The organism is Mesorhizobium sp. M0715, assembly GCF_040320355.1.
GTDB lineage: Bacteria > Pseudomonadota > Alphaproteobacteria > Rhizobiales > Rhizobiaceae > Mesorhizobium.
Genome location: NZ_JAMYPL010000007.1, coordinates 1 through 18,473 on the forward strand (window position 1 = coordinate 1; position 18,473 = coordinate 18,473).

An 18,473-nucleotide genomic window follows, 5' to 3' on the forward strand; every position below is an offset into this window, starting at 1 on the left:
CATGTTGGTCTTGATCCAGGTCTCATCGATGAAGACCAGGCACTGTGGATCGAGACCGCTTTGCCAAGAGCGCCATCGCTGGCGCCTGCGGGCAATATCGGCACGCGCCTGCTCAAGGGCGAACAGAGTTTTTTTTGAAGCTCAGGCCTTCGCGGCGCAGGAACAGCCACACCGTATTGTGCGAGACCTTGACCCCGCGAGCATCCAGCTCGTCCTTCAGCCGACGCAGCGTCAGTTCAGAGGTCTGATTAAGCCGCTCCATAATGAAGGCCCGATGCGGCTCAAGGACGCGCTTGCGATGTCCGCCCATCTTGCCCGGCGCCACCGAGCCAGTGGCACGGTAACGCTGCGACCACTTCACTACAGAGGAAACCGCAACGCCAAAGCGCGAGGCAACCGCACGGCAGGTCTCCCCGTCGCCAACCGCCGCTACTGCACGCTCACGAAGATCATTTGAAAGCGCTCGCGTCATCAGATGCTGGCCTCCAATCCAGCCAGCATCTTGAATCACAAACATCCGGCTTTGGGAATCCTACGATTCTCTCAAAATAGGAATCGCTCTAGCGCAGACATAAAAGGCGCCCGATTTCTCGGACGCCCTTTCGTGGATCTTATTCGGACTGCGCGAAAATCAGCCGTTGGCAACCTGCTTGTGCTGCACCGGGTGGCTCTTCTTCAACAGATCCGAGACCAGGAAGGCCAGTTCGATCGCCTGATCGGCATTGAGGCGCGGGTCGCAATGGGTGTGGTAGCGGTCCTGCAATTCCTCGGCGGTGATGGCGCGTGCGCCACCGGTGCATTCGGTGACGTTCTTCCCGGTCATTTCGACATGGATGCCGCCCGGATGCGTGCCTTCGGCGCGGTGCACCTCGAAGAAGGTCTGCACCTCCTTCAGAATGCGGTCGAACGGCCGCGTCTTGTAGCCGGCGGCCTCGATCGTGTTGCCGTGCATCGGATCCGACGACCACACCACGGAGCGGCCTTCCTTCTGCACCGCGCGAACCAGCTTCGGCAGATGGTCGGCGACCTTGTCGGAACCGAAGCGGGCGATCAGCGTCAGCCGGCCGGGCTCGTTCTCGGGATTGAGCAGGTCGATCAGCTCCAGCAAGCCGTCCGGCATCAGCGACGGACCGCATTTCAGGCCGAGCGGGTTCTTGATGCCACGGCAATATTCGACATGCGCATGGTCGGGCTGGCGGGTGCGGTCTCCGATCCAGATCATGTGACCCGAGGTGGCGTACCAGTCGCCGGAGGTCGAATCGACACGCGTCAGTGCCTCCTCATAGCCGAGCAGCAGCGCCTCGTGGCTGGTGTAGAAATCGGTCTCGCGCAGCGCGTAGTTGGTTTCCGAGGTGATGCCGACGGCCTTCATGAAGTCCATCGTCTCGGTGATGCGGTTGGCAAGAGACTCGTATTTCTCGCCCTGCGGACTGTCGGACACGAAGCCGAGCATCCAGCGGTGCACATTCTCCAGGCTGGCATAGCCGCCTTGCGCGAAGGCGCGCAAAAGGTTGAGCGTCGCCGCCGACTGGCGATACGCCATCTCCTGGCGAGCGGGGTCCGGAATGCGCGACTTGGGGTCGAATTCGATGCCGTTGATGATATCGCCGCGATAGCTGGGCAGCGTCACCTCACCCTTGGTCTCGTTGTCGGACGATCGCGGCTTGGCGAACTGGCCGGCAACGCGGCCGACCTTCACCACCGGCTGCGCGCCGGCGAAGGTGAGCACCACCGACATCTGCAGGAAGACGCGGAAGAAGTCGCGGATGTTGTCCGCGCCATGCTCGGCGAAGCTCTCGGCGCAATCGCCGCCCTGCAGGAGGAATGCGTCACCGGCGGCGACAGAAGCGAGCTGCTTCTTCAGCTTGCGCGCCTCACCGGCAAAAACCAGCGGCGGAAAGGTTGCGAGCTGGGCCTCCGTGTTCTTCAGCGCGGCAAGGTCCGGATAGGCAGGAACCTGCTTGATCGGCTTTGCTCTCCACGAATTCGGCGACCATTTCGTCATCGCTGCACCAACACTCTTTCCGGCGAGCACCCTCGCCCCCACTCCAGCCCCTATATGGGATGGCGGCTCCATACACGAAGCCGTTTTCGTATTCTAGACCGGAATTCAAGCGCTGGCGAATGGTCCGGGCGGGCTATGCCGCCTTCTCCACCAGCCGCGCCAACTGCGTCATGACCACCGCCGAGCCCGCCAATCGCTTCTCGGGGGTTGGCCAATCGCGTACGAAGACGACGCTGTGGTCCGGCCGGATCTTGGCCAGCGAGCCCTGCTCGCCGATGAACCGGACGAGCCCAACCGGGTTGGAGAATTCGCGCTTGCGGAAATGAATGACGACGCCCTTCGGCCCGGCGTCGAGCTTCTCGACATTGGCTTTGCGGCAGAGCGCCTTGATGAAGACGATCTTGAGCAGATGCTTGACCTCTTCCGGCAGCGGGCCGAAGCGGTCGATCAGCTCGGCGCCGAAAGCGTCGATTTCCTCGGTGTTCTCGAGATCGCCGAGACGGCGATAAAGCGCCAGCCGAAGCTGCAGGTCCGGAACATAGCTTTCCGGGATCATCACCGCCGTGCCGACGGCAATCTGCGGCGACCAGCCGCCATCCTGGACCTCGCCGGAATCCTTCACCTCGGCGACAGCCTCTTCCAGCATCTGCTGGTAGAGCTCGAAGCCGACCTCCTTGATGTGGCCGGACTGCTCTTCGCCGAGAAGATTGCCGGCGCCCCTGATATCGAGATCGTGGCTGGCGAGCTGGAAGCCGGCGCCCAGAGTATCGAGCGATTGCAGCACCTTCAGCCTCCGCTCCGCGGTGTCGGTCAGCTTGCGGTTGGCCGGCAGCGTGAACAGCGCATAGGCGCGCACCTTCGAGCGGCCGACGCGGCCGCGCAACTGGTAAAGCTGCGACAGGCCGAACATGTCGGCGCGATGGATGATCAGCGTGTTGGCGGTCGGGATGTCGAGGCCGGATTCGACGATGGTCGTGGACAACAGCACATCGTACTGGCCGTCGTAGAAGGCATTCATGATGTCGTCGAGTTCGCCCGGCGGCATCTGGCCATGGGCCACCGCCACCTTCAACTCCGGCACGGATTCCTTCAGGAAATCCTGGATTTCCGAGAGATCGCTGATGCGCGGCACCACATAGAAGGAATGGCCGCCACGATAGCGCTCGCGCAGCAGCGTCTCGCGGATGACCAGCGGATCGAAGGGCGAGATGAAGGTGCGCACCGCCATGCGGTCGACCGGCGGCGTGGCGATCAGCGACAGTTCGCGCACCCCGGTCAACGCCAGTTGCAGCGTGCGCGGGATCGGCGTCGCCGACAGCGTCAGCACGTGCACGTCGGTCTTCAAATCCTTCAGCCGCTCCTTGTGCTTGACGCCAAAATGCTGCTCTTCGTCGATGATCAGCAGGCCAAGGTTCTTGAACGAGATTGCGGAACCGAGCAGCGCATGCGTACCGATGACGATGTCGACCTGGCCCTCGGCGATACCTTTCTTGGTCTCGGCCAGTTCCTTGGCGCCGACTAGCCGCGACGCCTGGCCGACACGGATCGGCAGGCCGGAGAAACGCTGCGAAAAGGTCTTGAAATGCTGGCGCGACAACAATGTCGTCGGCACCACAACCGCCACCTGAAAGCCTTCCATCGCCGCGATGAAGGCAGCGCGCAGCGCCACTTCGGTCTTGCCGAAGCCGACATCGCCGCAAATCAGCCGGTCCATCGGCTTGCCGGCGGCCAGATCGTCGCGCACCGAGTCGATCGCCGTCTGCTGGTCGTCGGTCTCCTCATAGGGAAAGCGGGCCGCGAACTCGCCATAGAGGCCTTCTGCCGGCACCAGTGGCGGTGCGGAGCGCATTTGCCGCTCGGCGGCGATGCGGATCAGCTGCCCGGCCATGTCAAGCAGGCGTTTCTTCAGCCGCGCCTTGCGCGACTGCCAGGCGCCGCCGCCAAGCTTGTCCAGCGTCGCCTCGGCTGTGTCAGAACCATAGCGCGACAGGAGTTCGATGTTCTCGACCGGCAGGAACAGCCGGTCGTCGCCGGCATAGTGGATTTCCAGGCAGTCATGCGGTGCACCGACCGCTTCGATGGTGCGCAGCCCGATAAACCGGCCAATGCCGTGGTCGGCGTGGACGACAATGTCGCCGGCCGACAATGCCGAGGCCTCGGCAATGAAATCCGAGGGACGCTTCTTGCGTTTCGAGCGCCGGATCAACCGGTCGCCGAGAATGTCCTGTTCGGCAACGACGACCAGTTTTTCGGTTTCGAAGCCGGATTCGAGCGGCAGCACGGCCAAGGCCGCCTGACCCGGCTCGAGCTTTTCGGCTTCCGCCAGCGTTGCAACCTGCTTGAGGTTGCCGAGATGGTGTTCGGCAAGGATCTGGCCAAGCCGATCGAGCGAGCCCTCGGTCCAGCCGGCGATGACGACGCGGCGGCGCGCCGCGCGCTCATCGGCGATGTGTTTGACGACAACGTCGAACACATTGACGTTCGGGTCGGCGCGTTCCTCGACAAAGCTGCGGCCAGGGCGCGAACCGGCATGAAAAACCTTTTTCGCGCCGGCGTCAGGCGCGTCAAACGGCGTGAAGTCGATCGCTTCACGCGGCCCTAGCGAGGCAATCAGGTTTTCCGGGGAGAGATAGAGCAGGTCCGGTGCGACCGGCTTGTAGGGCACGGCGTCCTTCAAGGCACCGTCCGCCTGCTTCTTGCGCGCCTCGTAATGGTCGAGGATCAGCGTGTGGCGCTCGGCCAGCGCCTCATGCGCCAGATGGTCGAAGATGACAGGCGTGTGAGGCAGATAGTCGAACACCGTCTCCAGCCGCTCATAGAAAAACGGCAGCCAGTGTTCCATGCCGGCAAACCGCCTGCCTTCGCTGACTGCTGCATAGAGCCCGTCATCGCGCTGTGGAGCGCCAAAGGCTTCGATATAGGAGCGGCGGAAACGGCTGATGGTTTCCGGCGTCAGCGCCACTTCGCTCATCGCCTGCAACGCCATCGACTTGCGCTGGCCGGTGGTGCGCTGCGTGGCGGCGTCGAAGACACGGATCGATTCCAGCGTGTCGCCGAAGAAGTCGAGCCTGAGCGCTTCGGTCCAGCCGGGGGCGAAAAGGTCGAGAATGCCGCCGCGCACCGCGAATTCACCGATACCGCGCACGGTCGGCACGCGTTCGAAACCGGACGTTTCCAGTCGCGACACCAGTACGTTCATGTCGATCTGGTTGCCGGGCCTGGCGTGGAAGGTCTGTGCCTCGACGAGATCCGCCGGCGGAATGCGCTGCAGCAGCGCATTGGCGGTGGTGAGAATGACGGCGCGGTGCGGCTTCTTCGCCAGCGCGATCATGGCGGTCAGTGCATCGAGGCGCTTGGCGGCCGCATCCGAGCCGGGCGAGACGCGGTCGTAGGGCAAGCAATCCCAGGCCGGCAGTTCCAGCACCGGCAGGCCGGGGGCCGCGAAAGACAGCGCCTCGATGATCGCCGGCAGGCGCTGACCGTCGCGCGCGACGAACAGAACCGGCTTGTCGGGCGCGATCTCGAGTGCTGCCTGCACCAGCGCAAAGGCTTCGTAGCCATCGGCGACGCCGTCGACGATGAACTGACCGGCGCGGTCTTTCGGCAAACCGATGGTGGGAATGAGGCTCATCAAATCACGGTCTTGTTTTATCGCAATTCCCCACGGAAAACCGCTTCGTACTTTTCCTGGAATTGCTTGTGTTCAGAATGTCAGAGAACGGCGGAAAGCCAGGATCTTTTGCAGGACGGCACAATCGATGTCGGCCGGCACCGGGCGTTCGCCGGTGACCATGGGCAGGAATTCGGTATCGGGAATGTCGAGGAGCCTCTCATATTGGTCGATTTCGTCGCCGGTCAAGGCGCCGATCTCAGCGTCGGCGAAGGTGCCGAGGATAAGGTCCATCTCGCGCATGCCGCGATGCCAGGAGCGAAACAGAAGCTTGCGGCGGCGGACGTCGAGCCCCTCGCTTGATCTCGTCGTTCCGGTCATCGTGCCGCATCCTTGCTTGCTGCGGGCGCATATAGCGTGGATAGAAGGGGCTGTCAGCCTTGCAACGGCCCGGTTGGCGTCTAACATCTCGGTGTGACGAACATTCCTGACAGTATCGGCGCTAGCACCCCCCTCTGTCCTGCCGGACATCTCCCCCTCAAGGAGGGAGATCGTATGGCACGACTGCTTTCGCCAATTTCCAACTGCGCAAGGCGGGCGAGGTCAGAACTGCTAATCGCCCCCCTTGAGGGGGAGATGGCCGGCAGGCCAGAGGGGGGTGAGCGCAGACACCGCATGGTTTCTCTCAGATGAGACCTTCCATCCTCGATCCCTTGTTTGTCCCGATCACCTCGCTTGCCGGCGTCGGACCGAAAGTCGGCGCGCTGATCGAGAAGGTTGTCCCGGCCGATCTGGGTGACCGCCCCGCCCGCGCGGGCGACCTTCTGTTCGTGCTGCCGCACACCGTCATCGACCGGCGCAGCCGGCCGGGCATCGCAGGATCCGCGGAGGGCCAGATCGTGACGCTGGAGGTGCGCATCGACCGCCACCAGCCGCCGCCGCGCGGCAACAGGTCGGTGCCTTACCGGGTCTTCGCCCATGACGACACCGGCGAGATCGCGCTGACCTTCTTCCATGCTCACGCTTCCTATCTCGAAAAGGCGATGCCCGAGGGCGAGCATGTCGTGGTCTCCGGCCGCATGGAATGGTTCAACGGCCGCCCGAGCATGGTCCACCCCGACCACATCGCGCTCGCCAGCGAGGCGGAAAACCTGCCGCTGGTCGAACCGGTCTATCCCCTGACAGCCGGGCTCTCGGGCAAGGTGCTGCGCCGGGCGATCGGCCAGGCGCTGGCGCGTGTGCCCGAATTTCCCGAATGGCAGGACGGCGCTTTCATGCGCCGCCACACGTCTCCCTCCTTTGCCGGCGCGCTTGCCCGCATCCACAATCCGGCCGACCCGATCGATGTCTCCGTCGATGGCGCTGCCTGGCGGCGCCTCGCCTATGATGAGCTGCTGGCGGGCCAGGTCTCGCTGGCGCTGGTGCGGGCAAAAGTCCGCCGCCTGTCCGGCCGCCCTCTGGTCGGCGACGGCCGCATCGTCGAAAAACTGCGAGCCGCACTGCCCTATTCGCTGACACCGAGCCAGGAGTTCGCGCTGGCCGAAATCAATGCCGACCTCGCCGATCCCGAGCGCATGCTGCGGCTTCTGCAGGGCGATGTCGGCTCCGGCAAGACGGTCGTCGCGCTGTTGGCCATGGCGCGGGCTGTCGAGGCTGGCGGCCAGGCGGCCTTGATGGCACCGACCGAAATCCTGGCGCGCCAGCATCTGGCGACCATCACGCCGCTTGCCGCCAAGGTCGGGCTGCGCATCGCCATCCTCACGGGCCGCGAGAAGGGCCGCGAACGCGCTGATACGCTGGCCGGCCTGGCAAGCGGCGAGATCGACATCGTCGTCGGCACCCATGCGCTGTTCCAGGAGACGGTCATGTTCCACGACCTGGTCTTTGCCGTGATCGACGAGCAGCACCGTTTCGGCGTCCATCAACGGCTCGCCATCACCGCCAAGGGCGATGCGCCCGACATGCTGGTGATGACGGCCACTCCCATCCCGCGCACGCTGGTGCTGACCGCTTTCGGCGACATGGACGTGTCGAAACTGACGGAAAAACCGGCCGGCCGCCAGCCGATCCGTACCGTTACTCTGCCGCTGGAGCGGCTCGATGAACTGATCGGCCGCATGGTCGAGGCGGTGGCCGGCGGCCAGAAGATCTACTGGATCTGTCCGCTGGTCGAGGAATCCGAAGAAATCAAGCTGATGTCGGCCGAGGACCGCTTCGCCTCGCTGAAACCATTGTTCGGCGACCGTATCGGGCTCGTTCACGGCCGCATGAAAGGTGCCGACAAGGACGAGGCGATGCGCGCCTTCAAGCAGGGCGAGACACGCATCCTGATCGCCACCACGGTCATCGAGGTCGGCGTCGACGTACCGGACGCCACCGTCATGGTCATCGAGCACGCCGAGCGCTTCGGCCTCGCCCAATTGCATCAGTTGCGCGGCCGGGTCGGGCGTGGCGACAAGCCCTCCTCCTGCGTGCTGCTCTACAAGGACCCGCTCGGCGAGACCGCGAAACGCCGGCTGTCGGTGATGCGCGAGACCGAGGACGGGTTCCTGATCGCCGAGGAGGACCTGAAGCTGCGCGGCGAAGGCGAATTGCTTGGCACCCGCCAGTCCGGCACGCCGGGTTTCCAGGTGGCGCGCATCGAGGCGCATGCCGATCTTCTGGAGGCCGCCCGCGACGATGCCAGGCTGATCCTGTCGCGCGACCCGGAGCTGCAATCGCAGCGTGGCGAGGCGTTGCGCCTGCTGCTTTATTTGTTCGGCCGCGACGAGGCCGTGCGGCTCCTGCGCGCCGGCTGAGCCAGGGCGGCAACCGACGGGTTGGCGAGCATCCCCTCGATCGGCTCGCCATTCACGACAACCATTTGCTTGACCTCGGGCGCCACCAGCCCGGCCGAGACGATCAGCTTGGCGCCGTCCTCGATCGTCATGTCGAGCAGCACGATGTCCGACTTCGGCACATACATCAGGAATCCGGTGGTCGGGTTCGGCGTGCACGGCATGAACACGGCAATCAGCGGATCGCCTTCCTGGTCGAGCTTTTGGTTGATCTCGGTTTCCTTCTCGCTGGCGACGAACACCAGCGACCACACACCCTTGCGCGGATATTCGACCAGCCCGACCTGGCGGAACATGTCACCCTTGTTCGACAGCACGGTCTCGAAAATCTGCTTCAGCGAGCCATAGATGCCGCGCACCAGCGGCATGCGGCCAAGCAGGCGCTCGCCGAAATTGACGATGGCGCGGCCGACTATGTTGGCCGTCAGGAAGCCTATCAGCGTGATCAGGATCAACGCGACGATCAGCCCGAACCCCGGCACCGGAAACGACAAATAGGTGTCAGGGCTGTAGCGGGCCGGAATATAGGGTTTCACCCAGGAATCGACCCAGCCGATGAAAGACCATGCAATGTAGGCGGTGATCGCCAGCGGCGCGCAGACAATGAAGCCCGTGAGGAAATAGTTCCTCAGCCGGGTCACGCCGGAAGTCTTGGGAGCGTCGGACATGATTCACCGGAGGCGCGGGTTGCAGCGCAACATTAGTGAACCGGACGAAGCTTTGGAACTGCGAAGTTTTTAAAGAGCCGATTATGCCGCCGCTTCCAGCGAAGCAATCCAAACGGAAGCAGCATACGTTCGCGATTAGCCGAAACATCCCTCCCCTTCGTCATCCACGGGCGGAGCAAGGAGCGAAGCGACGCGGCGCAGACCCGAGGATCCATTCCGTGACGTCGGCCGAAGAACGCAACCCCTCAAGATGGTCGGCGAATCCTTCGGTCGCTATACTTCGTTCATGACGGGCTATGTCTATTTAACTGCGAGCCGGAAACGCGGCACCATCTATATTGGCGTCACAAACGATCCGATGCGATCCAGCGCGAGAAGTCGCTGAAACGTTGGCCGCGTCAGTGGAAGATTGAATTGATCGAAAAGGTCAATCCGGAGTGGTTCGAGCTTTTCCGCGGGACTGGGTGGTAGCGCCAAGTTCTGCACCGCTTTGATCCGCCATACCGTCCCGGAATGGATCCTCGGGTCTGCGCAGGAGCTTCGCTCCCGCTCCGCCCGTGGATGACGAAAGGATGAGGCCTACTCCACCGTCACCGATTTCGCCAGATTGCGCGGCTGGTCGACGTCGGTGCCCATAAAGACGGCGGTGAAATAGGCGAGCATCTGGATCGGCAGCGCGTAGATGATCGGCGAGATGATTTCCGGCACGTCCGGCAGCACGATCGTCTCCATCGTCTTGACGCTCGTCAGTGCCGCACCCTTGCTGTCGGTGATCAGGATGATCTTGCCGCCGCGCGCCGCCACTTCCTGCATGTTCGACACGGTTTTTTCGAAAATGCGGTCGTGCGGCGCGATGACGATGACCGGCATGTTCTCGTCGATCAGTGCGATCGGGCCGTGCTTCAGTTCGCCGGCTGCATAGCCTTCGGCGTGGATATAGGAGATTTCCTTGAGCTTTAGCGCGCCTTCCATGGCCAGCGGGAAATTGGTGTCGCGGCCGAGATAGAGCACGTTCTTATAGTGAGCGAGGTCGCGCGCGGTCTTTTCGATCTGATGGTCGAGCTTCAGCACCTGATTGGCATAGCGCGGTGCTTCCGAAAGCTCGCGCACAAAGGTCTTTTCCTGCTCCTTCGAGATCGTACCGCGCGCCACGCCAGCCCGCACGGCAAGCGATGCCAGCACCGACAACTGGCAGGTGAACGCCTTGGTGGAGGCGACGCCGATTTCCGGCCCGGCGAGCGTCGGCAGCACGACGTCGGATTCGCGCGCCATGGTCGATTCGCGCACATTGACGACGGCGCCGATCTTCATCCCCGCCTTGCGGCAGTAGCGCAGCGAGGCCAGCGTGTCGGCGGTCTCGCCCGATTGCGAGATGAAGAAGGCGGCATCGTTCTTCGACAGCGGCATTTCGCGGTAACGGAATTCCGAAGCGACATCGATATCGACCGGCAGTCGCGCGTAGCGCTCGAACCAGTACTTGCCAATCAGGCCGGCGAGATAGGCGGTGCCGCAGGCCGAAATCGCCAGCCGGTCGATTTTGGCGAAATCGAAAGGCAGGTCGAGCGGCTTGGAGACGCCGCCGACAAAATCCAGATAATTCGCCAGCGTGTGCGAGATCACCTCGGGCTGTTCATGGATTTCCTTCTCCATGAAGTGGCGTCTATTGCCCTTGTCGACCATGAAACTGGTCGAGAGGGACTGCTGGCGCTTGCGGTCGACCTTTGTGCCGTCGATGTCGAAGATGGTGACGCCGTCGCGGCGCACCACCGCCCAGTCGCCATCTTCGAGATAGGTGATCGAATTGGTGAACGGGGCGAGCGCGATGGCGTCTGAACCCAGAAACATCTCGCCATCGCCATGGCCGACAGCCAGCGGCGGACCGTTGCGCGCGCCGACGATCAGGTCTTCATCGCCCTTGAACATGATGGCCAGCGCGAAAGCGCCTTCCAGCCGCTTCAGCGCCTGGTGCGCGGCATCAACCGGCTTCAGCCCCCTGGCGAGTTCGCGCGCCACCAGATGCGCCACGACCTCGGTGTCGGTCTGCGACGAAAAAGAATAGCCGTCGCGGATCAGCTCGGCGCGCAGTTCGGCGAAATTCTCGATGATGCCGTTGTGGACGATGGCGACGCCATCGGAAAAATGCGGGTGCGCATTGGTCTCGTTGGGCACGCCATGCGTCGCCCAGCGTGTGTGACCGATGCCGATCGTGCCGTCGAGCGGCTCGTCCTTGAGCCGGCGCTCCAGGTTGATCAGCTTGCCTTCGGCGCGGCGGCGGGCGAGTTCGCCACGCTCGATGGTGGCGACGCCGGCCGAGTCATAGCCGCGGTACTCCAACCGCTTCAACGCATCGACGATGAGCGGCGCAACCTGCGAGTGGCCGACGATTCCAACGATACCGCACATGCAGAAAGCCCCCGATTCCCCGGAAAACCAGCGCTATTTAGGGATGGCCGGCCTGCCGTGGAAAGTCACATTGCATTTCGTCCCGTATAACGGAACGCTCATTCTGTCGATGCACCATGACAGGCCGCCTTGCAATCCGGTTACTGCAATCGTTCGGTTTGTCAGGCTTCGGTTTTCAGACGATGGTTTTCACCAGAGAGATATCTCGCTAATAGCCCTGCCATGAGCGAGAGCAAGCCCACCGTAACCCTCTGGCGCCCTGTCGGCCCCAGGGAACTGAAACTGATCCAGGCCTCGGGGATGCAGGCGTTTCCGCCGCGCCTGCCCGAGCAGCCCATTTTCTATCCCGTGACGACCGAAGCCTATGCGGTGCAGATCGCACGCGACTGGAACGTGCCGGCCAGCGGCTCGGGGTTCGTCACCCGGTTCGACGTTCTCAAGAGCTTTCTCGACCGCTACCGGGTCGAGCACGCTGGCAGCAAGGCGCATCTGGAATACTGGATTCCGGCCGAAGATCTCCCTGAATTCAACAAGGCGATCGTCGGCAAGATCGAAGTCACAGCCGCTTTCGGCAAGGACGCGAAGACTTCCGGCTAACGCCCGTTATCCAGCAGCCTTTTTCTTCGCCGCCGCCGCCGAAGCAAAGCGCTCGCGCAATTCCTTGCCCTTGCCTGGAATCGTCTTCTGGCGGGCGCGGCCGAAGGCCAGCGCGTCGTCGGGCACGCTTTCGGTGATCACGCTGCCCGAGGCGATGTAGCCGCCCTTGCCGATGGTGACAGGCGCCACCAGCGACGAATTGGAGCCAATGAACGCGCCCTCGCCGATGTCCGTGAAGAATTTCGAATAGCCGTCGTAATTGCATGTGATGGTGCCGGCGCCGATATTGGCACCCGCGCCGACGCGGGCATCGCCGATATAGGTCAGATGGTTGACCTTGGCGCCCTCCTCGATAACCGCCTGCTTGACCTCGCAGAAATTACCGACCTTGGCCTTGTTTCGGAGATCCGCGCCCGGCCGCAGCCGCGCGTACGGCCCGACATCGCAATTGGACGCAATGGTGGCGCCCTCGATATGGCTGAAGGCATGGATCTTGGCGCCCGTGGCGATTTTCACGCCCGGGCCGAACCAGACATTGGGCTCGACGATGGTGTCAGCGCCGATCTCGGTGTCGTGCGAGAAGTACACGGTCTCCGGCGCGATCAGCGTCACGCCCGACAGCATTGCCTCATGGCGGCGGCGCGCCTGCCAGATGCCCTCGGCCTGCGCCAGTTCGGCGCGATTGTTGATGCCGAGCGCGCTCTCGAAGCTGGCTTCGGTGGCGACGACATCGAGGCCTCGCGCGCCGGCGATCTCGACAATGTCGGTGAGGTAATACTCGCCTTTGGCATTCTTGTTGTCGACCTGATCGAGCAGCGTCAGCGCGTGAGCGCCGGCTACCGCCATCATCCCGGCATTGCAGAAGCCGATTTTTTTCTCCTCCTCGGAGCAATCCTTTTCCTCGCGGATGGCGACCAGCTTGCCGTCCTTTTCGATCAGCCGGCCATAGCCCGTCGGGCTGGGCGGACGGAAGCCAACCACCACGACGGCCGCACCTTCCGCCAGTTTCAGCCGCGCCACGGTCAGCGCATCGGCGTCGATCAGCGGCGTGTCGCCGAACATCACCAGGATATCGTCATAACCCTTTGATATCGCATCGCGCGCGGCGAGCACGGCATGCGCGGTGCCGAGGCGCTTGTCCTGCACGAAGGTCTCGGCCTTTGGAGCGAATTTCGCCGCCGCCTTGCGCATCTCTTCGGCCCCATGGCCGATCACCAGCGCCTGGCTGCCGGCACCAGCGGCTTCGGCTGCCTTCACCACATGGGCGACCATCGGCAGGCCGGCGATCTGGTGCAGCACCTTCGGCAGCACGCTCTTCATGCGCGTGCCTTCGCCGGCGGCAAGGATGACGGACAGGCAGGATCTCTGGCTCATGGAACGACAACCATATGAAAGGGTTGGGAATCAAAGCATGCTAGCAGTGGCGCCATGCTTCACCAATGCGGTTAAATTCCGGTGAGGTGGGAGCGGAGGCGTTCAGGATTCGATCCGCGTTGCCGTAGGCATCCGCGTCGCCCTAAGCAAAAGCAAAGCGATAGCCGGTGCTGTTAGATCATGTTAAATTTTCTAATCGTCTCGGGGATAATTCACATGTGGCCGTTTTCAAAAAAGCAGTCGAATATCTCGCGAGAAATTGTTTCGAGCGCCGACCAGAAAAATTCAAGGCTTGGTAGTGTAGAGAACTTTGCAAGGTATCTTGGCGTTGACATCACCCCCTACGGAGCAGGTGTCGCGCTACTGTCTCTCGAGAGCGGATACAGCGAAGCCGAAACAGCATCACATTTCGCGGTTGTAACTTTGGCTCGCGACATTCGGGAGGCAGGATTCGATATCGAAAAGATAGTGCGATTTGCGCCCATTGCCATGGCAACGCTTGAATGCCTGAAGGAGCTGAAAGATCGAGGATTAATGCGCGAAGAAATTTGGCAAAATGACACCACGGCGATTGGCAAGATCGCTTTTCCAAGTCCGGATACCCATTCTTGGATCGAGCGAGTTCTCAGCGATCCCACGGTAGCTCGTGACCGCGTTGCGGTGAGCCGCATCCAAATTTAGATCAAACCTACCCCAGCCGCCCCAGCACCGGAAAATTCTCCAGCAGCCAATACGACACCGTCTGCACGCCACCAGTGAGGAAAAACACCCCGGCGACGACCAGCAGCGCGCCGATCGCTTTTTCGACGCGGCCGAGATGGACGCGGAATTTGCCGAGGAAGCGCATGAAGGCGCCGGAAAACAGTGCGGCGATCAGGAATGGGATGCCCAGCCCGAGCGAATAGGCGGCGAGCAGCAGCGCGCCCTCGCCCACCGTTTCGCGGCCACCTGCCAGCGTCAGGATCGGCCCCAGCACCGGGCCGATGCAGGGCGTCCAGCCGAAGGCGAAGGCCAGTCCCATGACATAGGCCGCGACGGCACTTGCCGGCTTGCCCTGCGACTGGAAGCGCGCCTCGCGCGACAGCAGCGGAATGCGCAGGATGCCGAGGAAATTCAGGCCCATCAGGATGATCAGCACACCGGCGCCCATTGCCAGCGGCTCCTGCCAGACGCGCAGCAGCCGGCCGATGGTCGAGGCGCCGGCGCCCAGCGCGACAAAGACGGTCGAGAAGCCGAGCACGAAGGCGATCGAGGAAAAGAGCAGCGCGCCGCGTGCGCCTTCACGCGCTGTCGCACCGGCATTGCCGCGGAAATCGTCGACCGACACGCCGGCCATATAACAGAGATAAGGCGGCACCAGCGGCAGCACGCAAGGCGACAGGAACGAGATAGCTCCCGCCCCGATCGCGCTGACATAGCCGATGTCCAATGCCATTTCCAAGAACTCCAATGCCGTGACGCCGATATAGCGACGCGCAGCCTTGTCCACCAATCACCATTGTGTTGGCAAGATCATCCATTGCCCGACGCACTTGCCAGGAAGAAACCACAGCCCGCAGGCGTTGATGCTGTGAGGCCGCGATTTCCCGCGCGTCTCCAGATATCAGTCAGGGAGATTTCCATGAAAACCATAACCGCAGGACTGGCAGCGCTTCTACTCAGCACAGCCGCATCCTTCGCCGCCGACGCGTGGAAGGAAGCCGAGGTCAATGGCACCAAGATCTACACCGACGCCAACGGCATGACGCTTTACACCTATGACAAGGACGAGAAGGGCAAGACCAACTGCTATGACAAATGCGCCACCAACTGGCCGCCGCTGAAGGCCGAAGCCGGCGCCAAGGCGGATGACGAATGGACCGTTGTCGACCGCCCCGACGGCACCAAGATGTGGGCCTATGACGGCAAGCCGGTCTACACCTTCATAAAGGACAAGAAGCCCGGCGACGTGACCGGCGACGGCGTCGGCGAAGTCTGGCACATCGTCAAGGCCGACTAAGCCACTCTATCCCAGTCCCGCCTGCTGACTGGTCGCCGGGCATCGCTTCATGCCGCCGGCGGCCAGCATCAATCAGCCGTTCTGGCGTCGAACCGACGCTATTCCCGGCCGTCACTCCGCGACTCGGTGGAAAAGTGAAACCAGGTCGTTTTCGCCGGCTCGGCACCACATCTCCCTTTCCCAAAATTCTGTGATTTTCTCCATACACTCTTAGAGTGTATTGCTGCGGACCGGCCCGCAATTTGGGCGCTTCCCCTTGACCGGATGCAAAAGCGCGGCCATGTGAGCGACAAATAGAACGAGATTTCGTCGCGCGCAGCGGAATTCTTCTGCCGCACCACAGCTGATATGAGACCTCATGGACGTCGTCGTCGTCGAATCGCCGGCCAAGGCGAAGACAATCAACAAATACCTCGGCAAGAACTACAAGGTTCTGGCCTCGTTCGGCCATGTCAGGGATTTGCCGGCCAAGGATGGCTCGGTGCGTCCGGATGAGGATTTCGCCATGTCCTGGGCGGTCGACACCGCCTCTGGCAAACGCCTCGCCGACATCGCCAAGGCGGTCAAGGACGCCGACGGCCTGATCCTCGCCACCGATCCGGATCGCGAAGGCGAAGCGATTTCCTGGCATGTGCTGGAAGTGCTGAAGCAGAAGCGCGCGCTGAAGGACAAGCCGGTCAGCCGCGTCGTCTTCAACGCCATCACCAAATCGTCGGTGCTGGAGGCGATGGCCAATCCGCGCCAGATCGATGCACCGCTGGTCGATGCCTACCTCGCCCGCCGGGCGCTGGATTATCTCGTCGGCTTCACGCTGTCGCCGGTGCTGTGGCGCAAGCTGCCGGGCGCCCGCTCGGCCGGCCGCGTCCAGTCGGTTGCGTTGCGTCTCGTCTGCGACCGCGAATCCGAGATCGAGCGCTTCATCCGCGAGGAATACTGGCAGATCGCCGCCCTGCTGGGCACGCCGCGCAACGAGAATTTTGAAGCGCGGCTGACCGCCTTCGACCGCAAGAAGCTGCAAAAGCTCGACATTTCCAACAAGGCGCAGGCCGACGACATCAAGTCGATGCTTGATGGCGCAACCTTCAAGGCGGTGTCGGTGGAAGCCAAGCCGACCAAGCGCAATCCCGGCCCGCCCTTCACCACTTCGACCCTGCAGCAGGCCGCTTCGTCAGGTCTCGGCTTCTCGGCCAGCCGCACCATGCAGGTGGCGCAACGCCTCTATGAAGGCATGGAGATCGGCGGCGAGACCACAGGTCTCATCACCTATATGCGAACCGACGGCGTGCAGATGGCACCCGAGGCGATCGACGCCGCACGCGACGCCATTACCAAGGAATTCGGCGCAAAATACCTGCCGGAAAAGCCGCGCCAGTATACGGCCAAGGCCAAGAACGCCCAGGAAGCGCACGAGGCGATCCGCCCGACGGATTTCATGCGCACGCCGGCATCGGTCAGGCAATATCTCGATTCCGACCAGATGCGGCTCTATGAGCTGATCTGGAAGCGCGCCATCGCCAGCCAGATGCAGTCGGCCGAGATCGAGCGCACCACCGCCGAGATCGAAGCGGTCAATGGATCGCGCACCGCCGAGCTTCGCGCCGTCGGCTCGGTCGTTCGCTTCGACGGCTTCATTGCCGCCTACACCGACCAGAAGGACGACGATACGGAAGACGAGGAAAATCGTCGCCTGCCCGAAATCCGCGCCGGCGAGCAGCTTGCCCGCCAGGCGATCAATGCCACCCAGCACACCACCGAGCCGCCGCCGCGCTATTCCGAGGCGTCGCTGATCAAGAAGCTGGAAGAACTCGGCATCGGTCGGCCTTCCACCTATACGGCGATCCTGAAGACGCTCGAAGACCGCGACTATGTCACCATCGACAAGCGCCGGCTGGTGCCGCAGGCCAAGGGCCGGCTGCTGTCGGCCTTCCTCGAAAGCTTCTTCAAGCGCTATGTCGAGTACGACTTCACCGCGTCCCTCGAGGAAAAGCTCGACGAGATCTCGGACGGCAAGCTCGCCTGGAAGGACGTGCTGCGCGATTTCTGGAAGGATTTTTCCGGTGCCGTCGCCGACATCAAGGAACTGCGCGTCACCGACGTGCTCGACGCGCTCAATGAGGAACTGGCGCCGCTGGTGTTTCCCGCGCGCGAAGACGGTTCGAACCCGCGCATCTGCCCGAAATGCGGCACCGGCAATCTGTCGCTGAAACTCGGCAAGTTCGGCGCCTTCGTCGGTTGCTCCAACTATCCCGAATGCTCCTTCACCCGCCAGCTCGGCGACGCCGCCAATCCGAATGGCGAGAATGGCGGCGGCGAGGACGGCACCAAGGTCATCGGTAAGGATCCCTACACGTCAGAGGAAATCACGCTGCGGAGCGGCCGCTTCGGCCCCTACCTGCAGCGCGGCGACGGCAAGGAAGCCAAGCGCTCCAGCCTGCCCAAGGGCTGGACGGCAGAATCGATCGATCACGAAAAGGCGCTGGCGCTGCTGTCGCTACCCCGCGATGTCGGCCAGCATCCGGAAACGGCCAAGATGATCTCGGCCGGGCTCGGCCGCTACGGTCCGTTCGTGCTGCATGACGGCACCTATGCCAATCTCGAGAGCATCGAGGACGTGTTCTCGATCGGCCTCAACCGCGCCGTGTCGGTGATCGCCGAGAAGCAGTTGAAGGGCAAGGGCGGACGCAATGGCGGCACTGCCGCTGCGCTCAAGGAGCTTGGCGACCATCCCGATGGCGGCGGCAAGATCGTCGTGCGCGACGGCAAATACGGACCTTACGTGAATTTCGGCAAGGTCAACGCCACCCTGCCCAAGGGCAGGGATCCACAGTCGGTGACCATCGAGGACGCGCTGGCGCTGATTGCCGAGAAGGAAGCCAAGGGCGGCGGCGGCAAGAAGCCTTTCCGCAAGGCGGCAGCGGCCAAGGCGCCGGCAACCAAGAAAGTGGCAGCCAAGAAGCCGGCCGCGAAGAAAAAAGGATAG

At 62.8% G+C, this 18,473-nt stretch carries 12 protein-coding genes and 2 pseudogenes; 6 read left to right on the forward strand and 8 right to left on the reverse strand.

Annotated elements, in window-relative coordinates; translation table 11 throughout:
• The 4 genes and pseudogenes from NKI21_RS10500 to NKI21_RS10515 all read right to left on the reverse strand — a co-directional run.
• Positions 1-472: pseudogene (locus NKI21_RS10500) on the reverse strand (helix-turn-helix domain-containing protein); the annotation flags it as partial.
• A gap of 159 nt (positions 473-631) precedes the next feature.
• Positions 632-2,005: a class II 3-deoxy-7-phosphoheptulonate synthase gene (locus NKI21_RS10505; protein WP_352773337.1), complete on the reverse strand. Its 1,374-nt coding sequence runs from the start codon at positions 2,003-2,005 to the stop codon at positions 632-634.
• 133 nt (positions 2,006-2,138) lie between these two features.
• Positions 2,139-5,636, reverse strand: coding sequence for a transcription-repair coupling factor (gene mfd, locus NKI21_RS10510; protein ID WP_352773334.1), 3,498 nt, complete (start codon positions 5,634-5,636; stop codon positions 2,139-2,141).
• Between the two features lie 72 nt (positions 5,637-5,708).
• Entirely contained in the window at positions 5,709-5,996 is a 288-nt protein-coding gene (locus NKI21_RS10515) for a succinate dehydrogenase assembly factor 2 (RefSeq protein ID WP_352440274.1), read from the reverse strand.
• Between the two features lie 308 nt (positions 5,997-6,304).
• On the opposite strand from NKI21_RS10515, the gene recG reads away from it, so the two are divergent.
• Positions 6,305-8,413, forward strand: coding sequence for an ATP-dependent DNA helicase RecG (gene recG, locus NKI21_RS10520; RefSeq protein WP_352440273.1), 2,109 nt, complete (start codon positions 6,305-6,307; stop codon positions 8,411-8,413).
• Here recG and NKI21_RS10525 read toward each other — a convergent pair.
• Positions 8,365-9,120, reverse strand: coding sequence for a DUF502 domain-containing protein (locus tag NKI21_RS10525; RefSeq protein ID WP_027036784.1), 756 nt, complete (start codon positions 9,118-9,120; stop codon positions 8,365-8,367). The genes recG and NKI21_RS10525 overlap by 49 nt on opposite strands.
• A gap of 286 nt (positions 9,121-9,406) precedes the next feature.
• Between NKI21_RS10525 and NKI21_RS10530 the strand changes: the two are divergent.
• Positions 9,407-9,591, forward strand: a pseudogene (locus tag NKI21_RS10530) (GIY-YIG nuclease family protein).
• A gap of 108 nt (positions 9,592-9,699) precedes the next feature.
• Here NKI21_RS10530 and glmS read toward each other — a convergent pair.
• Entirely contained in the window at positions 9,700-11,523 is a 1,824-nt protein-coding gene (gene glmS / locus NKI21_RS10535) for a glutamine--fructose-6-phosphate transaminase (isomerizing) (protein ID WP_023810553.1), read from the reverse strand.
• Positions 11,524-11,745: 222 nt separating this feature from the next.
• Between glmS and NKI21_RS10540 the strand changes: the two genes are divergently transcribed.
• Positions 11,746-12,120 carry a hypothetical protein gene (locus NKI21_RS10540; RefSeq protein WP_023810552.1) on the forward strand — a complete coding sequence of 125 codons (375 nt, stop codon included), beginning with the start codon at positions 11,746-11,748 and terminating at the stop codon, positions 12,118-12,120.
• 6 nt (positions 12,121-12,126) lie between these two features.
• Here NKI21_RS10540 and glmU read toward each other — a convergent pair whose 3' ends face one another.
• Complete coding sequence (gene glmU / locus NKI21_RS10545; RefSeq protein ID WP_023810551.1) at positions 12,127-13,494, reverse strand: bifunctional UDP-N-acetylglucosamine diphosphorylase/glucosamine-1-phosphate N-acetyltransferase GlmU; 1,368 nt, start codon at positions 13,492-13,494, stop codon at positions 12,127-12,129.
• 216 nt (positions 13,495-13,710) lie between these two features.
• Between glmU and NKI21_RS10550 the strand changes: the two genes are divergently transcribed.
• The gene (locus NKI21_RS10550; protein ID WP_023810550.1) at positions 13,711-14,175 is read left to right on the forward strand and encodes a hypothetical protein; all 465 of its coding nucleotides are present in this window, start codon (positions 13,711-13,713) and stop codon (positions 14,173-14,175) included.
• 7 nt (positions 14,176-14,182) lie between these two features.
• Here the strand turns inward: NKI21_RS10550 and NKI21_RS10555 are convergent, their stop codons facing one another.
• Entirely contained in the window at positions 14,183-14,929 is a 747-nt protein-coding gene (locus NKI21_RS10555) for a cytochrome c biogenesis CcdA family protein (RefSeq protein ID WP_023810549.1), read from the reverse strand.
• 186 nt (positions 14,930-15,115) lie between these two features.
• Between NKI21_RS10555 and NKI21_RS10560 the strand changes: the two genes are divergently transcribed.
• Entirely contained in the window at positions 15,116-15,493 is a 378-nt protein-coding gene (locus NKI21_RS10560) for a COG4315 family predicted lipoprotein (RefSeq protein ID WP_352865505.1), read from the forward strand.
• Between the two features lie 358 nt (positions 15,494-15,851).
• Positions 15,852-18,473 (forward strand): type I DNA topoisomerase, encoded by a 2,622-nt coding sequence (topA, locus tag NKI21_RS10565; RefSeq protein ID WP_352440272.1) that lies wholly within the window; start codon positions 15,852-15,854, stop codon positions 18,471-18,473.